This is a genomic window from Streptomyces sp. NPDC051064, assembly GCF_044455985.1.
GTDB lineage: Bacteria > Actinomycetota > Actinomycetes > Streptomycetales > Streptomycetaceae > Streptomyces.
Window position 1 is genome coordinate 947957 of record NZ_JBITFK010000002.1, and the last position, 20562, is coordinate 968518.

At 71.0% G+C, this 20562-nt stretch carries 16 protein-coding genes; 7 read left to right on the top strand and 9 right to left on the bottom strand.

Annotated elements, in window-relative coordinates; translation table 11 throughout:
- The first annotated feature begins 65 nt into the window (after positions 1-65).
- Both ACIBCU_RS11280 and ACIBCU_RS11285 read left to right on the top strand, forming a co-directional pair.
- Positions 66-632: a DUF6114 domain-containing protein gene (locus ACIBCU_RS11280; protein ID WP_399230729.1), complete on the top strand. Its 567-nt coding sequence runs from the start codon at positions 66-68 to the stop codon at positions 630-632.
- Positions 622-1905 (top strand): hypothetical protein, encoded by a 1284-nt coding sequence (locus ACIBCU_RS11285; protein ID WP_362931767.1) that lies wholly within the window; start codon positions 622-624, stop codon positions 1903-1905. The genes ACIBCU_RS11280 and ACIBCU_RS11285 overlap by 11 nt, the downstream gene beginning before the upstream one ends.
- 93 nt (positions 1906-1998) lie before the next feature.
- On the opposite strand, the gene pyk is transcribed toward ACIBCU_RS11285, so the two are convergent.
- From pyk to pta, 3 genes are all read right to left on the bottom strand, one after another.
- Positions 1999-3426, bottom strand: a complete 1428-nt coding sequence (gene pyk / locus ACIBCU_RS11290) for a pyruvate kinase (RefSeq protein WP_399230731.1) — start codon at positions 3424-3426, stop codon at positions 1999-2001.
- 74 nt (positions 3427-3500) lie between these two features.
- On the bottom strand, positions 3501-4742 hold the full coding sequence (locus ACIBCU_RS11295; protein WP_399230733.1) for an acetate kinase: 1242 nt from the start codon (positions 4740-4742) through the stop codon (positions 3501-3503).
- Between the two features lie 4 nt (positions 4743-4746).
- Complete coding sequence (gene pta, locus ACIBCU_RS11300; RefSeq protein WP_362931638.1) at positions 4747-6819, bottom strand: phosphate acetyltransferase; 2073 nt, start codon at positions 6817-6819, stop codon at positions 4747-4749.
- A 240-nt stretch (positions 6820-7059) separates the two neighbouring features.
- Between pta and ACIBCU_RS11305 the strand changes: the two genes are divergently transcribed.
- On the top strand, positions 7060-8085 hold the full coding sequence (locus ACIBCU_RS11305) for an ATP-dependent 6-phosphofructokinase (RefSeq protein ID WP_104789209.1): 1026 nt from the start codon (positions 7060-7062) through the stop codon (positions 8083-8085).
- 60 nt (positions 8086-8145) lie between these two features.
- Here the strand turns inward: ACIBCU_RS11305 and ACIBCU_RS11310 are convergent, their stop codons facing one another.
- From ACIBCU_RS11310 to ACIBCU_RS11320, 3 genes are all read right to left on the bottom strand, one after another.
- Entirely contained in the window at positions 8146-8769 is a 624-nt protein-coding gene (locus ACIBCU_RS11310; protein ID WP_399230906.1) for a helix-turn-helix domain-containing protein, read from the bottom strand.
- 164 nt (positions 8770-8933) lie between these two features.
- Entirely contained in the window at positions 8934-9608 is a 675-nt protein-coding gene (locus ACIBCU_RS11315) for a response regulator (RefSeq protein WP_362931640.1), read from the bottom strand.
- Positions 9605-11257: an ATP-binding protein gene (locus tag ACIBCU_RS11320; protein WP_399230736.1), complete on the bottom strand. Its 1653-nt coding sequence runs from the start codon at positions 11255-11257 to the stop codon at positions 9605-9607. The genes ACIBCU_RS11315 and ACIBCU_RS11320 overlap by 4 nt, the downstream gene beginning before the upstream one ends.
- Positions 11258-11411: 154 nt before the next feature.
- Here ACIBCU_RS11320 and ACIBCU_RS11325 point away from each other — a divergent pair, with 154 nt between their 5' ends.
- Together ACIBCU_RS11325 and ACIBCU_RS11330 are read left to right on the top strand one after the other, a co-directional pair.
- Complete coding sequence (locus tag ACIBCU_RS11325; protein ID WP_362931644.1) at positions 11412-12776, top strand: cation:dicarboxylate symporter family transporter; 1365 nt, start codon at positions 11412-11414, stop codon at positions 12774-12776.
- A 181-nt stretch (positions 12777-12957) separates the two neighbouring features.
- A complete protein-coding gene (locus ACIBCU_RS11330) occupies positions 12958-14211 on the top strand; it encodes a hypothetical protein (RefSeq protein WP_399230739.1) in 1254 nt (417 codons plus the stop codon).
- Between the two features lie 3 nt (positions 14212-14214).
- On the opposite strand, the gene ACIBCU_RS11335 is transcribed toward ACIBCU_RS11330, so the two are convergent.
- Positions 14215-15684 (bottom strand): glycoside hydrolase family 16 protein, encoded by a 1470-nt coding sequence (locus tag ACIBCU_RS11335; protein WP_399230741.1) that lies wholly within the window; start codon positions 15682-15684, stop codon positions 14215-14217.
- Between the two features lie 180 nt (positions 15685-15864).
- Here ACIBCU_RS11335 and ACIBCU_RS11340 point away from each other — a divergent pair, with 180 nt between their 5' ends.
- Positions 15865-16281, top strand: coding sequence for a MerR family transcriptional regulator (locus ACIBCU_RS11340; RefSeq protein WP_362931650.1), 417 nt, complete (start codon positions 15865-15867; stop codon positions 16279-16281).
- Complete coding sequence (gene trxA / locus ACIBCU_RS11345; protein WP_362931652.1) at positions 16278-16622, top strand: thioredoxin; 345 nt, start codon at positions 16278-16280, stop codon at positions 16620-16622. Before ACIBCU_RS11340 ends, trxA begins: the two co-directional genes overlap by 4 nt.
- A 74-nt stretch (positions 16623-16696) precedes the next feature.
- Here the strand turns inward: trxA and ACIBCU_RS11350 are convergent, their stop codons facing one another.
- Together ACIBCU_RS11350 and glgB are read right to left on the bottom strand one after the other, a co-directional pair.
- Positions 16697-17854 carry an MFS transporter gene (locus tag ACIBCU_RS11350; RefSeq protein WP_399230743.1) on the bottom strand — a complete coding sequence of 386 codons (1158 nt, stop codon included), beginning with the start codon at positions 17852-17854 and terminating at the stop codon, positions 16697-16699.
- A gap of 272 nt (positions 17855-18126) precedes the next feature.
- The gene (gene glgB / locus ACIBCU_RS11355; RefSeq protein ID WP_399230745.1) at positions 18127-20544 is read right to left on the bottom strand and encodes a 1,4-alpha-glucan branching enzyme; all 2418 of its coding nucleotides are present in this window, start codon (positions 20542-20544) and stop codon (positions 18127-18129) included.
- Positions 20545-20562 lie beyond the last annotated feature (18 nt).

The window sequence follows — 20562 nt, forward strand, 5'->3', positions numbered from 1 at the left end:
GAGGACCTCCGGCCGCCCACCCCTTCTCTTCTCACAGCAGTACCGGTTCCAGGGAGCTGTTTTCCATGAGCCCCGAGTCCACAGGGCAGAACGAGCACTACCTCACCGTCTACCGGCGGGGATTCCGCACCTGGCGGGGTAACCGGCCGTTCTGGGCGGGCCTGTTCACCATCCTGGGTGGTCTACCCATCGCGTACTTCCCGTACGCCAACATGCACCTCGGCAACATGACGATCGCGATGTCCACCACCGCGGGTGCGGGGTCGCTGATCATCGGAATCCTGCTGATCACGCTGGGATTCACGATGTGGTTCCACCACATCGTGCGGGTGTTCGCAGGCGTCGCCGCGATCCTGCTCGCGCTGATCTCCATACCCGTCGCCAACATAGGCGGCTTCATCATCGGCTTCCTGTTCGCCCTTCTCGGCGGAGCGCTGTCGATCGCCTGGGCCCCGGCCGAGGCGAAGAGTGTCCCGGCCTCCGAGGGCCCGGAGGCGCAGCTGTCCATGGACGACGCCCCTGGGGCGCCTGAGCACCGCCAGGCGCCCCACGGCACGGGTGAGGCCCCGCGGAGGCCGATGCTCTTCAAGGCGGCGGCGGAGGCCGACGGTGGGGGGCATCGTGCGGGGTGACGACAGGCAGATGAACGACTTCGGTCCGGAGGACCTTCCGGATCGGAGCGGGCCCCGCCACGCGGCGCCCAGGAAGTCACTCCTGACGAAGCTGCACATGCCCGCAGGCAAGAAGGCGTTCGCGCTCGCCGCGATGCCGACGGCCGTCTTCGTGGGCATGGGGCTCACCCCCAAGCTGGCCATGGCCGACGACAACTCGGACATACCCTTCGCGCCCGGGCCCTGCGTGACCCGCTCCGACGAGCCGTCCGAGTCGGAGGAACCGGAGACGGAGCCGACGCCGAGCGCCTCGCCGTCCGACGACGCCGGCAAGGACGACGCCGGCAAGGACGACGCGGACGAGGACGACGCCGGGAAGGACGACGCGACCGCGACGCCGACCCCCTCCGCGAGTGCGAGCGCGTCCGAGGACGAGAAGTCCACGGAGGCATCCGCCGACAAGGCCGCCACCTCGGCCACCCCCACGCCCACGGAGTCGAAGAACCCCCTCGACCCGCTGGGTGTCGGCGACGCGCTCAAGGACCTCTTCGAAGGACCGGACAAGGAGACGGCGAAGCCGTCCACCGGCGCCACCACAGAGGCCCCGAAGCCGACGGAGAGCGCCACCACGAAGCCCGTCGAGAAGGCCACGGACGCGGTGAAGGGCACGGTCGACAAGACCACCGACGCCATCCGTGACGCGGCCGAGAAGGCGGGCGAGGACGTCGAGGAGCTCGACGACGACGTCAAGGGCCTCGACCCGGTGAAGGACGAGGACATCCCGGACGGCGCCAAGGAGCGCTTCCCCTGCCCGACCGCCGACCCCGAGGCGCTCGCCGCGGCCGACCTGGAGGAGGGCCTCCCGCTGCTCCCGGACGACCCGTGGATGCTGGAGACCTCGAAGCTCACGCTCACCGGGCTCGACTACGCGGGCATCGTCGAGGTGAAGACGTACAACGGCAGCGTCAAGAAGGTGCTGAAGTTCACCGCCGACAGCGTCGACATCAAGGACCTGCACCAGCTGACGAAGGGTCCGGGCGGCACCACCGGCCACGTCAAGGCGGAGGAGGGTTCCACCTCCACCATCCGCAACGGCCAGGTGACGATGTACACGGAGGAGCTGAAGGGCAACCTCTTCGGCCTCATCCCCGTCACCTTCAGCCCGGAGACCCCGCCGCCGCTGAACGTGCCCTTCGCCTTCTTCACCGACGCCACCGTGAAGCAGGCCGGCCAGTTCGGCGGCTCGCTCAAGGTCCCCGGACTGCAGAACTACTTCACCGGCGGCAACAGCTAGCCCCAGGACCCGTTCGGGAGCCGCACGACGGCCGTGGCCCGCACCCCCGTGAGAGCGGGGGGCGGGCCACGGCCGTCGGTGCCGTACGGCGCGTCAGGCGCGCTCGCCGCTCAGGTGGTGCACCCGGACCATGTTGGTGGTGCCGGGGACACCGGGAGGCGAGCCGGCCGTGATGACCATCGTGTCGCCGTCGTTGTAGCGGTTCAGCTTCAGCAGCTCGGCGTCCACCAGGTCGACCATCGCGTCGGTGTTGTCCACGTGCGGCACGACGTAGGACTCGACGCCCCAGCTCAGCGCGAGCTGGTTGCGGGTGGACTCCTCGGTGGTGAAGGCGAGGATCGGCTGCGCCACGCGGTAGCGGGACAGACGGCGGGCCGTGTCACCGGACTTGGTGAAGGCCACCAGCGCCTTGCCGTCCAGGAAGTCCGCGATCTCGCAGGCGGCGCGTGCCACCGAACCGCCCTGCGTGCGGGGCTTCTTGCCCGGCACCAGAGGCTGGAGTCCCTTGGACAGGAGCTCCTCCTCGGCGGCGACGACGATCTTCGACATCGTCTTGACCGTCTCGATCGGGTACGCGCCGACGGAGGACTCCGCCGACAGCATGACCGCGTCCGCGCCGTCCAGGATCGCGTTGGCGACGTCGGACGCCTCGGCGCGGGTCGGCCGCGAGTTGGTGATCATCGACTCCATCATCTGCGTCGCCACGATCACCGGCTTGGCGTTGCGGCGGCACAGCTCGATGAGGCGCTTCTGCACCATCGGGACCTTCTCGAGCGGGTACTCGACGGCGAGGTCGCCGCGGGCGACCATCACGGCGTCGAAGGCGGCGACGACGCCCTCCATGTGCTCGACGGCCTGCGGCTTCTCGACCTTGGCGATGACGGGGACCCGGCGGCCCTCCTCGTCCATCACCTTGTGCACGTCCTTGACGTCCTCGGCGTCCCGCACGAAGGAAAGGGCGACCATGTCGCAGCCCATCCGCAGGGCGAACCGCAGGTCCTCGACGTCCTTCTCGGACAGCGCGGGGACGTTGACCGCCGCACCGGGGAGGTTGATCCCCTTGTGGTCGGAGATGACACCGCCCTCGATGACGATGGTGGTGACCCGGGGGCCGTCGACCGAGACGACCTTGAGCTCGACGTTGCCGTCGTTGATCAGGATCGGGTCGCCCTTGGCGACGTCGCCCGGCAGCCCCTTGTAGGTGGTGCCGCAGATGGACTTGTCGCCGGCGACGTCCTCCGAGGTGATGACGAACTCGTCCCCGCGGACCAGCTCGACAGGACCCTCGGCGAACTTCCCGAGGCGGATCTTGGGGCCCTGGAGGTCGGCGAGCACGCCGACCGCACGGCCGGACTCGGCGGCGGCCTTGCGGACGCGGTCGTAACGGCCTTGGTGCTCCTCGTGGGATCCGTGACTGAAGTTGAAACGGGCCACGCTCATGCCGGCCTCGATCAGAGCGACGAGCTGCTCATGGGAGTCGACGGCGGGACCGAGGGTGCAGACGATTTTGGAACGGCGCATGAGGCGGATCCTATCGGTTTGTTTCACTGCGGAATATTCCGTCTGGTGGAAGATACAAAGGGGCGCGGCCCCGCTCAGTTGTGGACCAGGTCGAAGGTCTGGCCGGCGATCTCCAGCTCCTCGTCCGTCGGCACGACGGCGACCGCCACCCGGGCGCCGTCGGGCGAGACCAGCCGCGGTTCGCCGGACCGTACGGCGTTGCGGCCGGCGTCCACGGCCAGGCCGAAACCCTCCAGTCCCGCGAGCGCAGCCTCCCGCACCGGGGCGGAGTTCTCCCCGACCCCCGCCGTGAACACCACGGCGTCCACCCGGCCGAGGACCGCCGAATAGGCGCCGATGTACTTCTTCAGCCGGTGGATGTAGATGGCGAACGCGAGCGCGGCACGCTCGTCGCCCTCGTCCACCCGGCGCCGGATCTCCCGCATGTCGTTGTCGCCGCAGAGGCCGACCAGGCCACTCTTCTTGTTCAGCAGGACGTCGATCTCGTCCGTCGACATCCCCGCCACCCGCTTCAGGTGGAAGGTGACGGCCGGATCGATGTCCCCGGAACGCGTACCCATGACCAGCCCCTCCAAGGGGGTCAGTCCCATCGACGTCTCCACGCACCGGCCGCCCGCCACCGCGGAGGCCGAGGCGCCGTTCCCCAGGTGGAGCACGATCACGTTCACGTCGGCCACCGGCCGGCCCAGCAGCTCGGCCGTCCTGCGTGAGACGTACGCGTGCGAGGTGCCGTGGAAGCCGTAGCGGCGGATCCGGTGCGCGTCGGCGGTCTCGACGTCGATCGCGTACCGCGCCGCGTACTCCGGGATCGTCGTGTGGAACGCCGTGTCGAAGACCGCGACCTGCGGCAGGTCCGGGCGCAGCGCCTGCGCCGTACGGATCCCGGTGATGTTCGCCGGGTTGTGCAGCGGGGCGACGGGGACGAGCCGTTCGATCTCCTTCAGCACCTCGTCGGTGATCACGGTGGGCTCGCTGAACTTCAGCCCGCCGTGCACCACCCGGTGGCCGATCGCCGCCAGTTCGGGGGAGTCCAGACCCAGCCCGTCGGCAGCCAGCTCGTCGGCCGCGGCCTTCAGCGCCTCGGAGTGGTCGGCGATCCTGCCGGTGCGCTCGCGGGGCTCCCCGCCCTTCAGCGGTGTGTGCACCAGCCGGGAGGAGGACTCACCGATCCGCTCGACGAGGCCGGTGGCCAGCCTTGAGCGGTCGCGCATGTCCAGCAGCTGGTACTTCACCGACGAGGAGCCGGAATTCAGCACGAGTACGCGGTGCGCGTCATTCATGGAGCGGAAACCTTCGGTGGTCGGGTCGGTGGTCATCGTGTCATTCCTCGCCCTGGGCCTGGATCGCGGTGATGGCCACCGTGTTGACGATGTCCTGGACCAGCGCGCCGCGGGAGAGGTCGTTGACCGGCTTGCGCAGCCCCTGGAGGACCGGGCCGACCGCGACCGCGCCCGCCGAACGCTGGACCGCCTTGTAGGTGTTGTTGCCGGTGTTGAGGTCCGGGAAGATCAGCACGGTCGCGCGGCCCGCCACCTCCGACGCCGGCAGCTTGGTCGCGGCGACGGTCGGCTCGACCGCCGCGTCGTACTGGATCGGGCCCTCGATCCTCAGGTCCGGCCGTGAGGCGCGTACCCGCTCCGTGGCCTCCCGCACCTTGTCGACGTCGGCGCCCGTGCCCGAGGTGCCCGTCGAGTACGAGAGCATCGCGATCCTGGGGTCCACACCGAAGCGGGCGGCGGTGACCGCCGACTGCACCGCGATGTCCGCGAGCTGCTCCGCGTCCGGATCCGGGTTGACCGCGCAGTCCCCGTAGACCAGGACCTTGTCGGCGAGGCACATGAAGAAGACCGAGGAGACGATCGAGGCGTCCGGCTTGGTCTTGATGATCTCGAAGGCCGGGCGGATCGTCGCCGCCGTGGAGTGCACCGAGCCGGAGACCATGCCGTCGGCCAGGCCCTCCTGGACCATCAGCGTGCCGAAGTAGTTGACGTCCGAGACGACGTCGTACGCCAGCTCCACCGTCACCCCGCGGTGCGCGCGCAGCACGGCGTACCGCTCGGCGAAGCTCTGGCGCAGCTCGGAGGTCTGCGGATCGACGAGCTGCGTCCCGGCGAGGTCGATACCCAGGTCGGCGGCCTTCTTGCGGATGACGTCGGTGTCCCCGAGGAGGGTCAGGTCGCAGACGTCGCGGCGCAGCAGCACGTCCGCGGCGCGCAGGACGCGCTCCTCGGTGCCCTCGGGCAGGACGACCCGGCGCCGGTCCGAACGCGCCTGCTCCAGCAGCTCGTGCTCGAACATCATCGGGGTGACCCGGCCGCTGCGGGCCACCGAGATCCGCTCCAGCAGCGCGCCGGTGTCCACGTGGCGCTCGAAGAGGCCGAGGGCGGTCTCCGCCTTGCGGGGCGTCGCCGCGTTCAACTTTCCTTCCAGGGCGAAGAGTTCACCCGCCGTGGGGAAGGACCCGCCGGTCACCGCGACGACCGGGGTACCCGGTGCGAGGCGGGCCGCCAGCCGGAGTATCTCCTCGCCGGGGCGCTCGTTCAGGGTCAGCAGCACGCCCGCGATGGGCGGCGTGCCGGCGCTGTGCGCGGCGAGCGAACCGATGACCAGGTCCGCGCGGTCGCCGGGGGTGACGACCATGCAGCCGGGGGTCAGGGCCTTGAGGAGGTTCGGCAGCATGGCGCCGCCGAACACGAAGTCCAGCGCGTCCCGGGCCAGGCCCGAGTCGTCGCCGAGCAGAACCGTTCCGCCCAGGGCGGTGGTGATCTGGGCGACGGTGGGTGCGGAGAGCGCCGGATCGTCGGGCAGCACGGAACAGGGGACCGGGAGCTGCGCCTTCAGCCGCTCGGCGATGTCCGTACGGTCCTCGGACGCCACCCTGTTCACGACCATCGCCAGGACGTCGCAGCCGAGACCGGCGTACGCCCGGTAGGCGTTGCGCGTCTCGGCCCGTACGGACTCGGCGTCCTGGTCCTTGCCGCCGACCACCGCGATCACCGAGGCGCCGAACTCGTTGGCGAGCCTCGCGTTCAGGGCCAGCTCGTCGGGGAGCTGGGTGGCGGCGAAGTCGCTGCCGAGGACCAGCACCACCTCGTAGTCGCGGGCCACCCGGTGGAAACGCTCGACGAGCAGCGAGACCAGTTCGTCCGTCCCCTTCTCGGCCTGGACGGCCGAGGCCTCCTGGTAGTCAAGACCGAAGACCGTCTCCGCGCTCTGCGAGAGCCGGTAGCGGGCCCGCAGCAGCTCGAACAGCCGGTCGGGTCCGTCATGGACGAGTGGCCGGAAGACACCGACCCGGTCGACCTGACGCGTCAGTAGCTCCATGACTCCCAGATCGACGACCTGACGGCCGTCTCCCCGGTCGATCCCGGTCACGTACACACTGCGCGCCACGCGTGGTCTCCCGTCCTGTATGGCTGGCATTGTCCCTTTGACGATACCTACCGGGGCAGGTGGGCCGCCCGCCGGGCAGGGTGCCCGGGGCGGGCCGCCACCGGGCCCGTACCGTCCGTGCGACGCGGTCGGAAGCGCGGGGGCCCGGCTCGGCGTGGGACAATCGTGGTGGCTCACGGTACGGGGGTTTCACGACGGTCCCCGGAATGCATGGCACTAGCGAGCAGGAGACAGAGCAGGATGCGCATCGGAATTCTCACCGCAGGCGGCGACTGCCCAGGCCTGAACGCTGTGATCCGGTCGGTCGTGCACCGCGCCGTGGTGGGCCACGGCGACGAGGTCATCGGCTTCGAGGACGGCTTCAAGGGGCTGCTCGACGGCCACTTCCGGCCCCTCGACCTGAACGCGGTCAGCGGCATCCTGGCCCGCGGCGGCACGATCCTCGGCTCGGCGCGGCTGGAGCGCGACCGGCTGCGCGAGGCCGCCGAGAACTGCGCGGAACTCTCCCTCCGTTATGGCATCGACGCCCTCATCCCGATCGGCGGCGAGGGCACGCTCACCGCGGCCCGCATGCTGTCCGACGCCGGGATGCCCGTCGTCGGCGTCCCGAAGACCATCGACAACGACATCTCCGCCACCGACCGGACCTTCGGCTTCGACACCGCCGTGGGCGTCGCGACCGAGGCCATAGACCGGCTCAAGACCACCGCCGAGTCGCACCAGCGGGTCATGGTCGTCGAGGTCATGGGCCGCCACGCGGGCTGGATCGCGCTGGAGTCCGGCATGGCCGGCGGTGCCCACGGCATCTGCCTGCCGGAGCGGCCCTTCCAGGTCGACGACCTGGTCAAGATGGTCGAGGAACGCTTCGCGCGCGGCAAGAAGTTCGCCGTCATCTGCGTCGCCGAGGGAGCGCACCCGGCCGAGGGCTCCATGACGTACGCCAAGGGCGAGATCGACCAGTTCGGCCACGAGCGCTTCCAGGGCATCGGCAACCGCCTCGCCGCCGAGCTCGAACGGCGGCTCGGCAAGGAGGCCCGGCCGGTCATTCTCGGCCACGTGCAGCGCGGTGGCACGCCGACCGCGTACGACCGGGTGCTCGCGACCCGCTTCGGGTGGAACGCCGTGGAGGCCGTGCACCGCGGCGACTTCGGCCGGATGACGGCGCTGCGCGGGACCGAGATCGTGATGGCCCCGCTGGCGGACGCCGTGACCCGGCTGAAGACCGTCCCCAGCGACCGGATGTACGAGGCCGAGTCGGTCTTCTGACCCTCCGCCCGCCCCGGCCGGACCTCTTCGGGCGGCCGGGGCTCTCCCGCGTACGCCGGCTCAGATGCCGGCCGTCCGCCAGAACTCCTCGACCACCCGGTCCAGGAACTCCCGTCCCTCCTCGCCCGCCGTCCCGGCCCGGTCCCGGCCCGTGGTGTTCCAGCTCAGCGTCGACACCATCAGCGACTGGTAGTCGGCGTGCAGCTGCTCCAGTACGTCCTGGACCAGGATCCGGTCCAGCGGTACGAGCTTGTCCACCGGGCGTACGTACGCCTGCCAGCGCGTCGTGACCGCCCTGGTCAGCAGGTCCGCCAGCTCCTCGTTCCGGCCGGTCGCCGTCAGGAACTGCGCCGCCGACATATCCAGCGCGTCGCAGAGCGCCAGGGCCTGACGCTCGTTGCCGCGCCAGCGGCCCGACTCCTCGATCCGCTGATAGGCGGCGGCCGTCATCCCGAGCGTCCGCGCCAGGTCGTCCACCGCCACGTCCCGGGCCAGCCGGTGCTCGCGCAAGGTGCTCGCGGCGGCCAGCAGTTCGCCCGGCGCGCACCACAGCACACCGGCCAGCGCCATCAGTTCGCGTTCGCCCGGCAGCGCCGTGCCGCGTTCCCAGGCCATCACGGTCTCGGCGGTGATCCGAAGTCCGTACTGGGCGCCGAGCCCGTACGCAACATGTCCGGGAGCCATTCCCAGCGCCTCGCGCAGGCGGCGCGCGGCGGGGGCGTTGAAGGGCGGGGTGGGGTGCACCGCCCCACCGTAGAAGGCCGGGAACAGCCTGGCTACAGGCTGTTCCTATCAGTTCACCCTTCGTATGATCCTCCTAGGGCGCCCTTCGGGGGCGGGCCGGACCATCAGCGGCTTTCAGCCACCCAGTGGTAGTGCAGCTCGGGCCGGCCGACCTGACCGTAGCTGGGCCGTCGCACGGCGCGGCCCACCGTCACCAGATGCTCCAGATAGCGGCGGGCGGTGATCCGGGAGATTCCCAGATCCTCCCCGGCGGCCGCCGCGGTCACCCCCTCCGGCGCCTCCCGCAGGGCCCGGGTCACCGCCTCCAGCGTCGGACCGCTCAGCCCCTTGGGCAGCGTGGCCGGGTCCGAGACCCGCAGCGCGCCCAGCGCCCGGTCCACCTCCTCCTGGCCGCTCGCCTCGCCGGCCGCCGCACGGAACTCGGCGTACCGGACGAGCCGGTCCCGGAGCGTCGGATACGTGAACGGCTTCAGCACGTACTGCACGACACCGAGCGACACGCCCTCCCGCACGACCGCCAGATCGCGCGCCGACGTCACCGCGATGACGTCCGCGCCGTGTCCCGCCGCCCGCAGTGAGCGCAGCAGCTGCAGACCGTGCCCGTCGGGCAGATAGAGATCGAGCAGCAGCAGGTCCACCTCCGTCCGGTCCAGCGCCCGTACGGCCTCCGCCCGGGTGTGGGCGACGGCGGCGACCTCGAAACCCGGCACCCGGCCCACGTACAGCTGATGGGCGTCCGCGGCCACCGGATCGTCCTCCACGACCAGCACCCGGATCACGGGGCCACCTCCGTCGTCGCCGTACGGCCGGCGAGCGGCAGCCGCACCGTGAACTCCGCGCCGCCGTCCTCCGCCCGGCCCAGCGCCACCGTCCCGCCGTTGCGGTGGACCGCCTGCCGGACGAGCGCCAGGCCCAGGCCCCGGCCCGTGCCGTGGGTCGTCCAGCCGCGCCGGAACACCTCGTCCGCGTCGTCCGGGCCGATCCCGGCGCCGGTGTCCGCCACCCGCAGCAGCAGCTCGCCGGAGTCCGTCCGCGCGGTCACGGTGACCAGGGCCCGTGTCGCGGTGCGCTGCGCGGGCACGGGGGCGCCGACGCCCGTCGCCGCCTCCGACGCGGCGTCCACCGCGTTGTCGATCAGATTGCCGAGGATCGTCACCAGATCCCGCGGCGCCAGCGAGCGCGGCAGGGCCCCGTCGTCGATCAGGCTGTCCTCGGCGAGCACCAGCTCCACACCGCGCTCGTTGGCCTGCGCCGCCTTGCCGAGCAGCAGGGCGGCGAGCACGGGCTCGGCGACCGCGCCCACGACCCGATCGGTGAGGACCTGCGCCAGCTCCAGCTCCGCCGTCGCGAAGTCCACCGCCTCCTCGACCCGGCCCAGCTCGATCAGCGACACCACGGTGTGCAGCCGGTTCGCCGCCTCGTGCGCCTGCGAGCGCAGTGCCTGGGTGAAGCCGCGCTCCGAGTCGAGCTCGCCCGACAGCGCCTGCAGCTCCGTGTGGTCCCGCAGCGTCACGACCGTCCCGCGCCGCTCGCCGCCGACCACCGGGCTGGTGTTGACGACGATCACCCGCTCCGCCGTCAGGTGGACCTCGTCCACCCGTGGCTCGGACGCCAGGAGCGCCCCGGTCAGCGGCGTCGGCAGCGCCAGCTCGTCGACCCTGCGTCCGACCGACCCCGGCGGCAGCCCCAGCAGCTCGCGGCCCGCGTCGTTGATCAGGGCGACCCGGCGCTGCCCGTCCAGCATGAGCAGCCCCTCGCGCACCGCGTGCAGCGTGGCCTCGTGGTACGTGTGCATCCGGCTCAGCTCCCGGGCGTTCATCCCGTGCGTGTGCCGCCGCAGCCTGGCGTTGATCACGTACGTCCCGAGCGCGCCCAGCGCCAGGGCGGCGCCCGCAGCCGTCCCCAGGGCCCCGAGCTGCTCGCGCACCTGTGTGGAGACCCGCTCGACGGTGATGCCCGCGCTGACCAGGCCGACGATCCTGTCGCCGTCCCGGACAGGCGTGACGACCCGTATCGAGGGCCCCAGCGTGCCGGTGTACGTCTCCTCGAACGTCTCGCCGAGCAGGGCGCGCTCGGTGTGCCCGATGAAGCTTCTGCCGATCTGGGTGGGGTCGGGGTGGGTCCAGCGGACCCCCTCCGGATTCATGATCGTGACGAACGCGATCCCGGTGTCCTCGCGGACCCGCTCCGCGTAGGGCTGGAGTACGGCGGACGGGTCGGGGGTACGGATCGCCTCCCGCACCGACGGCGATTCGGCCATGGCGAGGGCGGCCGCCCGGACCTGGCGGACTGCGGTCTCCTCCGCCTGGGAACGGCCCGAGGCGTATGCGAAGAACGCGCACCCGGCCACGACCGCGGCCACGAGCAGGGCCTGCATCGCGAACAGCTGGCCGGCCAGGCTGCGGGGGAGGGTACGGGGCAGGCGCATGCCTCACAGTGTGCCTGGCGGGGCCCACCGGCCCAAGGTGGCTGATAAGCGTCTGTGAACGATATGAACGCAAGGGTGACGGCCGTCACAGGGAAGTGAATAGTCACCGGGGCCCCCAGGGACGGGGAGCCGACGCATACCCGAGGAGACCCCCGTGGCAGAGAAAGCCGCACGACGGGACCGCACCCACTATCTCTACATCGCCGTGATCGCCGCCGTGCTGCTGGGCATCACGGTGGGCCTCGTGGCTCCGGACTTCGCCGTGGAGCTCAAGCCGATCGGCACAGGCTTCGTCAACCTCATCAAGATGATGATCTCGCCGATCATCTTCTGCACGATCGTGCTGGGGGTCGGCTCCGTACGGAAGGCCGCCAAGGTCGGCGCCGTCGGCGGTCTGGCCCTCGGCTACTTCCTGGTGATGTCGACCGTCGCCCTGGCCATCGGCCTGGTCGTCGGCAACCTCCTGGAGCCCGGCTCCAGCCTCCACCTCACCGAGGCGGCCCGCGCCGCGGGTGAGGCGCAGGCGGGTGAGAGCGAGTCCACCGTGGACTTCCTGCTCGGCATCATCCCCACGACCATGGTGTCGGCCTTCACCGAGGGCGAGGTCCTGCAGACCCTGCTCATCGCCCTGCTCGCGGGCTTCGCGCTGCAGGCCATGGGCTCGGCCGGCGAACCCGTCCTGCGGGGCATCGGCCACATCCAGCGTCTCGTCTTCCGCATCCTCGCCATGATCATGTGGGCGGCGCCGGTCGGCGCGTTCGGTGCGATGGCGGCGGTGGTCGGGGAGACCGGCGTGGACGCGCTGAAGTCCCTCGCGATCATCATGGTCGGCTTCTACGTCACCTGCGCGCTCTTCGTGTTCGTGATCCTGGGAGCGATCCTGCGCCTGGTCGCCGGGGTCAACATCTTCTCCCTGCTGAAGTACCTGGGCCGTGAGTTCCTGCTGATCCTCTCCACCTCCTCGTCCGAGTCGGCCCTGCCGCGGCTGATCGCGAAGATGGAGCACATGGGAGTCAGCAAGCCCGTCGTCGGCATCACCGTGCCGACCGGCTACTCCTTCAACCTCGACGGCACCGCGATCTACCTCACGATGGCCTCGCTCTTCATCGCCAACGCGACGGGCGACCCGCTGACCATCGGCGAGCAGATCTCGCTGCTGGTCTTCATGGTGATCGCCTCGAAGGGCGCGGCGGGCGTCACCGGCGCCGGCCTGGCCACCCTCGCGGGCGGCCTCCAGTCGCACCGCCCCGAACTGGTCGACGGTGTCGGACTGATCGTCGGCATCGACCGCTTCATGAGCGAGGCCCGCGCTCTGACCAACTTCGCGGGCAACGCGGTGGCCACGGTGCTGGTCGGCACCTGGACCAAGGAGATCGACCGGGCCCGGGTGGACGAGGTCCTCTCCGGCGCCCTCCCGTTCGACGAGCAGACGATGACGGACGACGCCCACGGCGGCGAGCCGCACGTCCCGGACGCCCGGGACGGCGGCGAGGAGCAGCCCTCGCTCGCGAAGGTGTGACGAGCGGGTCGTGACGCACGACTGAAGCGGCCGGTACGGGGTCTTCCGTACCGGCCGCTTCCGTATGCCCGGCCGGTGATGTGCGGACAGTGTGATCATTCCGTGCTGGTGCCGTGGGGCGGGTCCGAGCAGTATCACTCTCCCGGACAGGCGCAGAAGGTGTCCTGACCAGGCGCAAGGGGTGGGGACGCTGAAGACCGCACGACACCGGAGGGCCGCGGTCGCGCTGCTGCTGCCGGTTCTCATCGGCACGGCCGGATGCGGCGCGGGCGAGAAGGCCCCGGCAGGGGAGGCGGTCTACGGGCAGCCGCTCGCCGAGCAGTTCCAGGCGGCGACGGACGCCACCCGTGGGGCGGGCACCGCCGCTTTCGTCTCGACGCTGACGTACGGCGCGGCGGGCGGCGATGCCGTGCAGCGCGCGCGGGGGAACCAGGACTACGAGCGGGGGACGTCACGCGCGGACACCGGCCTCGACGCACCTCGCACGTTTCCGAAGGGCACGCTGGAGCTCCTGAGGGGAGCGGCTCCGGAGGGCAAGCAGGTGCTGGCCACCGCGGACGACGACGTCTACGTCCGCAACGGCGGCTCCGCCTGGCTGAAGTACACCCCCGAGGCCGTCAGCAAGTTCGGCGAGGCCACGGGCGACGTCGCCGGGCACGCGGCCGGGGACGCGGCGCCGTACAGCGGGACCCTCGCGGACCTCGTTCCGCGCGCGATCCCCCGAGAGGCCCCGGAGCGCCGCGCGGACGGCAGCCGGGTCTACCGGGTGGTCCTGCTGCCCGAGGTCGCGGCGGAGCTCCTGCCGCGTCACCTGCGGGGCGCCGGTGACGCCTGGGGGACGGAGTCCGTCGGGCTGACGGTGAAGCTGGACGCCGACGGCAGACTGGTCTCGGCCGCTGCCGACCTCGCGCCCGTGCTGGCCGCGCTGCACGACCAGGGGATGCTCGTCGAGGTGAAGCGGCTGCGGGCGGCGTACGAACTCACCGCCTTCGGCGAGCCGGGGAAGGCCGAGGGTCCCTCCGGCGGCGGCGAGGCGGTCGAGGACGCCGGAGAGGTGCTGGCACCCGTCGCCACGCTGGAGGCCGGCCGGTGCGCGGCCACCGGCGGCACGGGGCTGGCCACCGAGGAGATCGTCCGGCCCGTGGACTGCGCGGACCGGCACGACATCCGGGTGCTGGGCCAGGTGGAGGTGGACCGGGCGTTCTCCGGCAAGCGGGATGTCGGGAGCGGCGACCGCTACGGGAGAGTGGAGTGCGGGCGCGCCGATGCCGCCGCGCCGAAGGACTGGCGGCGCGGCGGCCGTTACGCGGACGGGTTCGGCATGCGGGGGAAGTCCGAGGTGAGCGTATCGGTCACCATGGACGGGGAACCCGGCAGCGGGACGGAAACGACGGTGACGGGCTCCTACACCTGTTTCCTCACCGTCGCCCGATGAGCGTCAGCCGAACGGGATGCGGATGACCGACTGGTTTCCGGTGCCCACGGTGCTCGTGCCGTTGCCGATGGCGTTCCAGACCTCCACTCTCACCTTGCCGTTGACCAGGTTGCCGTGGCTCCCGGTGGACGCCTTGAGCCCCTTGGCCTGCGTGTAGTGCTCGTACCCGTTGACGGGATCGGTGGCGAAGTAGTTGTACGTCTCCGTGCGGTCCCAGGTCCCGTCGCCCGTACGGTCGTAACTCACCCGCACCTGCTGCCCGTTGGCGATCGCGGTGCCCGAGTCGGCGAACACGTCGAACTGGGTGGAGCCGCCGTCGTACGTCCGGGTGATGCCGGTCGCGGTGAACGTCTGCGGGCTGTGCGGGGTGCCGTCGTAGTTGCCGCCGCCCGCCGATGCGACCGTCACCGACGAGGCGGCGGACTGGGCGGCGCCGAGGCCACCGGCGCTGCGCAGGACGAGGGTGGAGGAGCCGGTCGGCGGATCCGTGGGCGGGTCGGTGGTGCCACCGCCTCCCCGGGTCCAGACGCCGACGTAGTCGACCAGCATGGGCCGGCCGGGGACCGTCCCGGCGGTCGGGGTGGAGCCGCCGAGCGCGTCCGGGAAGGCGCCGCCGATCGCGAGGTTCAGCAGGAGGAAGTACCCGGCGTGGTCGGTCATGTTCGCCCACGTCGTGGCGTCCAGCTGGCTCTGGGTGACGCTGTGGAAGAGCTGGTCGTCGACGTACCAGCGCAGGGCGTTGGGCGTGACGGCGCGGTCCCACTCGAAGCGGTAGGTGTGGAAGGCGGACTGGCAGCTCGCGCCCGGGCAGACGCGGCTGTTGCCGAGGCCGGTGGTCTCGTTGCAGGGGCCGCCCGGGTTGACCCCGCAGTGCAGCACGCCCCAGACGGAGTTGATCCCGTTGACGTTCTCCATGATGTCGAACTCACCGATGCCCGGCCAGTTCCAGTAGTTGCCCCGGTAGGGCGAGCCCAGTGCCCAGAAGGCGGGCCAGTAGCCCAGGGCCGCGTTGCCGGTGACGTTCGGCATCTGGACGCGGCCCTCGATACGCAGGGTGCCGCCGGCCGGTGCCTTGAAGTCGGCCCGCTTGGTCTCGATGCGGCCCGAGGTCCAGTTGCCCGCGCCGTCGCGGAGCGGGGTGATGCGGAGGTTGCCGCTGCCGTCGAGGCTGACGTTGTCGGGGCTGGCGGTGTAGTTCTGGACCTCCCCGGTGCCCCAGTTGCCGGGACCGCCGGGATAGCCGTGACCCGTGTCGATCTGCCAGTTCGCGGAGGACGGCAGGCTGCGGTTCGCGCCGTTGAAGTCGTCACTCCACTGCAGGTCCCAGCCGGGCGTCGTCGGGACGTCACCACGGGCGGGCCCGGAGCCGGCGACGGTGATCACTGCGGCGAGGGTGAGGGCCAGAGCGGTGAGGGCGGCGAGGACGGTCGTTCGACCGTGGGGTCTGTGGGGGGTGGTGCGGCTCGTACGCAAGGGAACCTCCGGTGGGGACGTGCCGGGAAGGTTGTATATGAGAGCGCTCTCAGAGTTATTTAGACGCACCGGGGGCGCCCGTCAATGGCCCCGGCCGCTCCATTTCCTGAAGGCGGCGCCCTGCCCTGTGCTCACCTCGGCGCTTGCCTTGACGCCCACGTCAAGGACTACCGTCGCGGTATGCGAATCGGGGAGCTGGCCGAACGCGCCGGAACGACGACACGGACGCTGCGGTACTACGAGTCACGGGGCCTGCTGCACGCACGCCGCGCGGAGAACGGCTACCGCACGTACGACGAGAGTGACCTGCGGCTGATCCAGCAGATCCGGACCCTTCAGGACTTCGGGTTCGACCTGGAGGAGACCCGTCCCTTCGTCGACTGCCTGCGCGCGGGCCACCCGGCGGGCGACGCCTGCCCGGCCTCGCTGGCCGTCTACCGGCGCAAGCTCGGCGAGCTGGACGCGCTCATCGGCCAGCTCCAGTCGGTCCGTACGGAGGTGGGCGCACAGCTGGCCCGCGCCGAGACGGAGGCGTCGGCGATGGTGCCGGGCGGCCCCGAACCACGGTGTGAACTGAACTGGGAGGACGAGAGATGATCCACGCGGAAGGTGTCGCCGAGGTGACCGACACGACGTTCGACACGGAGGTCCTGGGAGCCGGCCTGCCGGTCCTGGTCGAATTCACCGCCGACTGGTGCGGGCCCTGCCGCCAGCTCGCCCCGGTGCTCAGCGCGATCGCCCGGGAGGAGGCCGGCCGGGTCAAGGTCGTCCAGCTCGACGTGGACCACAACCCGGGCATCACCAGCCGCTACGCGGTGCTGTCGATGCCGACGCTGATGGTCTTCCAGGACGGCGAACCGGTGAAGTCGATGGTGGGCGCCCGCCCGAAGCGCCGCCTGCTCCAGGAGCTGGAGGACGTGCTCCCGGCGGCGGTCTGACCGCCGGGCGCGCTCACAGATCGTCCGGGGCCGTCGAGTCCGCCCCATGGGCTGGCTGCCCGTCCTCCCCGGGTTCAGTCCGCCGGCCGGCTCTCGCGGGTCGGAGGGACGCCCCTGGGAATGCTCCTCAGCAGCGCGGGTTCGATCAGGGCCAGTGCGAGCGCCATCGCCGACAGCACCGCGCCCCCCAGGGCGACGCTGCGCACACTGACGGTCTCGACGAGTACGCCGCCGGTCAGCGCCCCGGAGGCGATGCCCAGGTTGAAAGCGGCCGAGTTGCCTGCCGAGGCCACATCGGTGCTGCCGGGGGCCACTTGCATGATTCGGTTCTGGGTGGCGATGGGGACGCACGCGCAGGCGAAGCCCGCGAGGCTGACGCACGCGATGACCACGCTCCTCTCCTCGCCGAGCGCATAGAGCCCGAGCAGTGCCACCACCAGGACGGCACTCGGCGCGGTGAAGGCCAGTCTCGGATGCCGGTCCGAGGTCGCGCCTGCTGCGAGGCCGCCCACCACCCCCGCGGCTCCGTAGAGCAGCAGCATCGGCGTGATCGCCTGCTCGGCGAAGCCGCTCACCTCGTCCAGGAAGGCGACGAGATAGGTGTACGTGGTGAACACGCCGGCCACCATCAGGGCGTTCGCGGACACCACGAGGGCGTACACCCGGCGGTCGGGATCGGCGCCCCTGGACGCGTGATTGTGCTCGGGATCGGTGTCCGGCAACCGAAGGACGACAACGACGAGGACGATGGCGGTGAGCACGCTCAGCGCCACGAACGCGATCCGCCAGCCGGCACCTTGTCCGATCCAGGTGGCTGCCGGGACGCCCAGGACACCGCCCAGTGAAGCACCTGAGAAGGTCAGCGCGATGATCCGCCCGCGCACGGCGGGCTGGAAGAGGCCGGCGACGGTGGGCGCGACTACGGCCCAGAAGACCGCCTGGCTCAGAGAGGTGAGCAGGCGGGCGAGGAGCAGCACCCAGTAGGTCGGGGCGGCCGCGGAAATCCACGTCGCCACCAGGAAGAGCCCGAGGATTCGAATGAGGAGGATCCGGCGGGGGATGCCGAGCGTGAGCTTGGCCACCGGTACCGAGACCACAGCGACCGTGAGGCCGTAAAAGGTGACCAGCAGGCCGACCGACGACACGGATGCATTCAGGTCGTCGGCGATCAGCGAGAGAAGACCGATGGGGAGGTTCTCCGTGGTGACGAAGGAGAACGCTGCCACCGCCATGGAGGCGACAATTCCGGCGGCGGTCCGCGGACTTATGTCTCCGACGGGGCTGAGTAACTTACCGCTCTTGCGGGTCGAAGGATGTGTCTCTTCTGGATGGGACACGCAATTTACCCTCCTTGGAGATCCTGCGCCGTACACAGTTTCGTCGCTGCGTGGAAGGGCCGAACCGTAGGCGCCCAGGCCCCGCACTCCGGTCCACCTCGGGCAGCGCGGGAGGGCCGGCGCATGGAAAGAAGCCCACGCCCGGCCCGTCCCGTGCCCTCCGCCCGTCAGGCCGGCCGCAGCCAGACCGTCGCCAGTGGCGGGAGCGTCAGCGTGATGCTGGTGTCCCTGCCGTGCGCCGCCACCGCCTCCGGCTTCAGCGGCTCCCCGTTGCGTACGTCGCTGCCGCCGTAGCGGGCCGCGTCCGTGTTCAGGACCTCGACCCAGGCCTCCGGGCCGTCCGGCAGGCCGATCCGGTAGTCCTGCCGCACCACCGGGGAGAAGTGGGAGACGGCGATCAGCGGTGATCCGTCCGCGTCGTAGCGGACGAACGAGAACGCGTTGTCCTCCGCGGCGCCGCCGTCGATCCAGCTGAAGCCCTCCGGCGAGGTGTCCCGCTGCCAGAGCGCGGGCAGGGCGTTGTAGACCGCGTTGAGGTCCGTGACCAGGGAGCGGACGCCCCGGTGGTCGCCGGAGGCCTCGTACGTCTCGTCGAGCAGCCACCAGTCCGGGCCGTGGCCCTCGGACCATTCGGCGCCCTGCGCGAACTCCTGCCCCATGAAGAGGAGTTGCTTACCGGGGTGGGCCCACATGAAGCCCAGATAGGCGCGGTGGTTGGCCCGCCGCTGCCACCAGTCGCCGGGCATCTTGGTGACCAGGGCCTGCTTGCCGTGCACCACCTCGTCGTGCGAGATCGGCAGCACGTAGTTCTCGCTGTACGCGTACACCATCGAGAAGGTCATCTCGTTGTGGTGGTACTTGCGGTGGACGGGCTCCTTGGACATGTACACGAGGGAGTCGTGCATCCAGCCCATGTTCCACTTCAGGCCGAAGCCGAGGCCGCCGTGGTCCGTGGCGCGGGTGACCCCGTCCCAGGCGGTGGACTCCTCCGCCATCGTGACGACGCCCGGGTTGCGCCGGTAGACCGTCGCGTTCATCTCCTGGAGGAAGGCGACCGCGTCCAGGTTCTCCCGGCCCCCGAACTCGTTCGGCGACCACTGGCCGTCCTCGCGGGAGTAGTCCAGGTAGAGCATGGAGGCGACCGCGTCCACCCGCAGCCCGTCGATGTGAAACTCCTCGCACCAGTAAGTGGCGTTGGATACCAGGAAGTTGCGGACCTCCTTGCGGCCGTAGTCGAACTCCAGGGTCCCCCAGTCCGGGTGCGCGGCCCGGTTCGGGTCGGAGTGCTCGTACAGCGGGCGGCCGTCGAATTCGGCGAGCGCCCAGTCGTCGCGCGGGAAGTGCGCCGGCACCCAGTCCATGAGGACGCCGATGCCCGCCGCGTGCAGCGCGTCGACCAGGAAGCGGAAGTCGTCCGGGGTGCCCATGCGGGACGTCGGCGCGTAGAAGCCGGTGACCTGGTAGCCCCAGGAACCGCCGAAGGGGTGCTCCGAGACCGGCATCAACTCCACGTGCGTGAAGCCGAGTTCCCGTACGTAGGCGGGGAGCTGGGCGGCCAGCTGTCGGTAGCTGAGGCCCGGCCGCCAGGAGGGGAGGTGGATCTCGTAGACGGAGAACGGGGACTCGTGGACCGGCCGGTCGCCCCGGTGGGCCATCCAGTCCGCGTCCTGCCACTCATGGCGCGAGGCCGTGACCACCGAGGCGGTGGCGGGCGGGACCTCCGTGTGCCGGGCCATCGGGTCGGCCCGCTGGGTGTGCGAGCCGTCGGGCCGGCAGATGTCGTACTTGTATACGGCACCCTCGCCGACACCCGGGAGGAAGATCTCCCAGACGCCGGTGGAGCCGAGCGAGCGCATGGGGAAGGCCGTGCCGTCCCAGTAGTTGAAGTCGCCCGTGACGCGGACCCCCCGCGCGTTCGGCGCCCAGACGGTGAACCGGGTGCCGGACACCCCCTGGTGCTCCATCGGCTGTGAGCCGAGCGCCTTCCAGAGCTCCTCGTGCCGGCCCTCGCCGATGAGGTGCAGATCGAGTTCGCCGATGGCGGGCAGGAAGCGGTACGGGTCGTCCACCTCGATCGTGTTGTCGTCGTACGCGACCTGAAGGCGGTACCCGTCCGGCACGGTGGACAGCGGCAGGACGCCCGAGAAGAAACCGTCGCCGTCGCTCTGCAACTCGGCCCGCTTGTCCCCGGCCAGGACCGTCACCGAGCGGGCGAAGGGGCGCAGCGCCCGGAAGAGCACTCCGCCCGAGGTCGGGTGCGCGCCCAGGAGCCCGTGCGGATCGTGGTGCTCACCGGCGAGCAGCCGGCCCCGGTCCGCGTCGTCCAGGGTGGTGGCGGGCAGCACGTTCTTGCTGCCCCCGCCGCGCCGGGGACGGGGCGGGGCGCCGGTGGCCGCGCCCGTCGTCTTCCTGGCCCCGGCGCGCTTCACCGGGGGCGGCGGGAGTGCGTCCGCGGGTGCTTCGGCGGGGACGGGAGCCGCGGCGGGTGGAGCCGCGGGGGCGGTGACCTCGTTGGTCACCGGCTCGGCCGTGGGAGGGACCTCGATGGGATCGGACGACTTGCGGGACGGCTTGCGGGCGGTCACAGAGACTGCCTCCTCGGA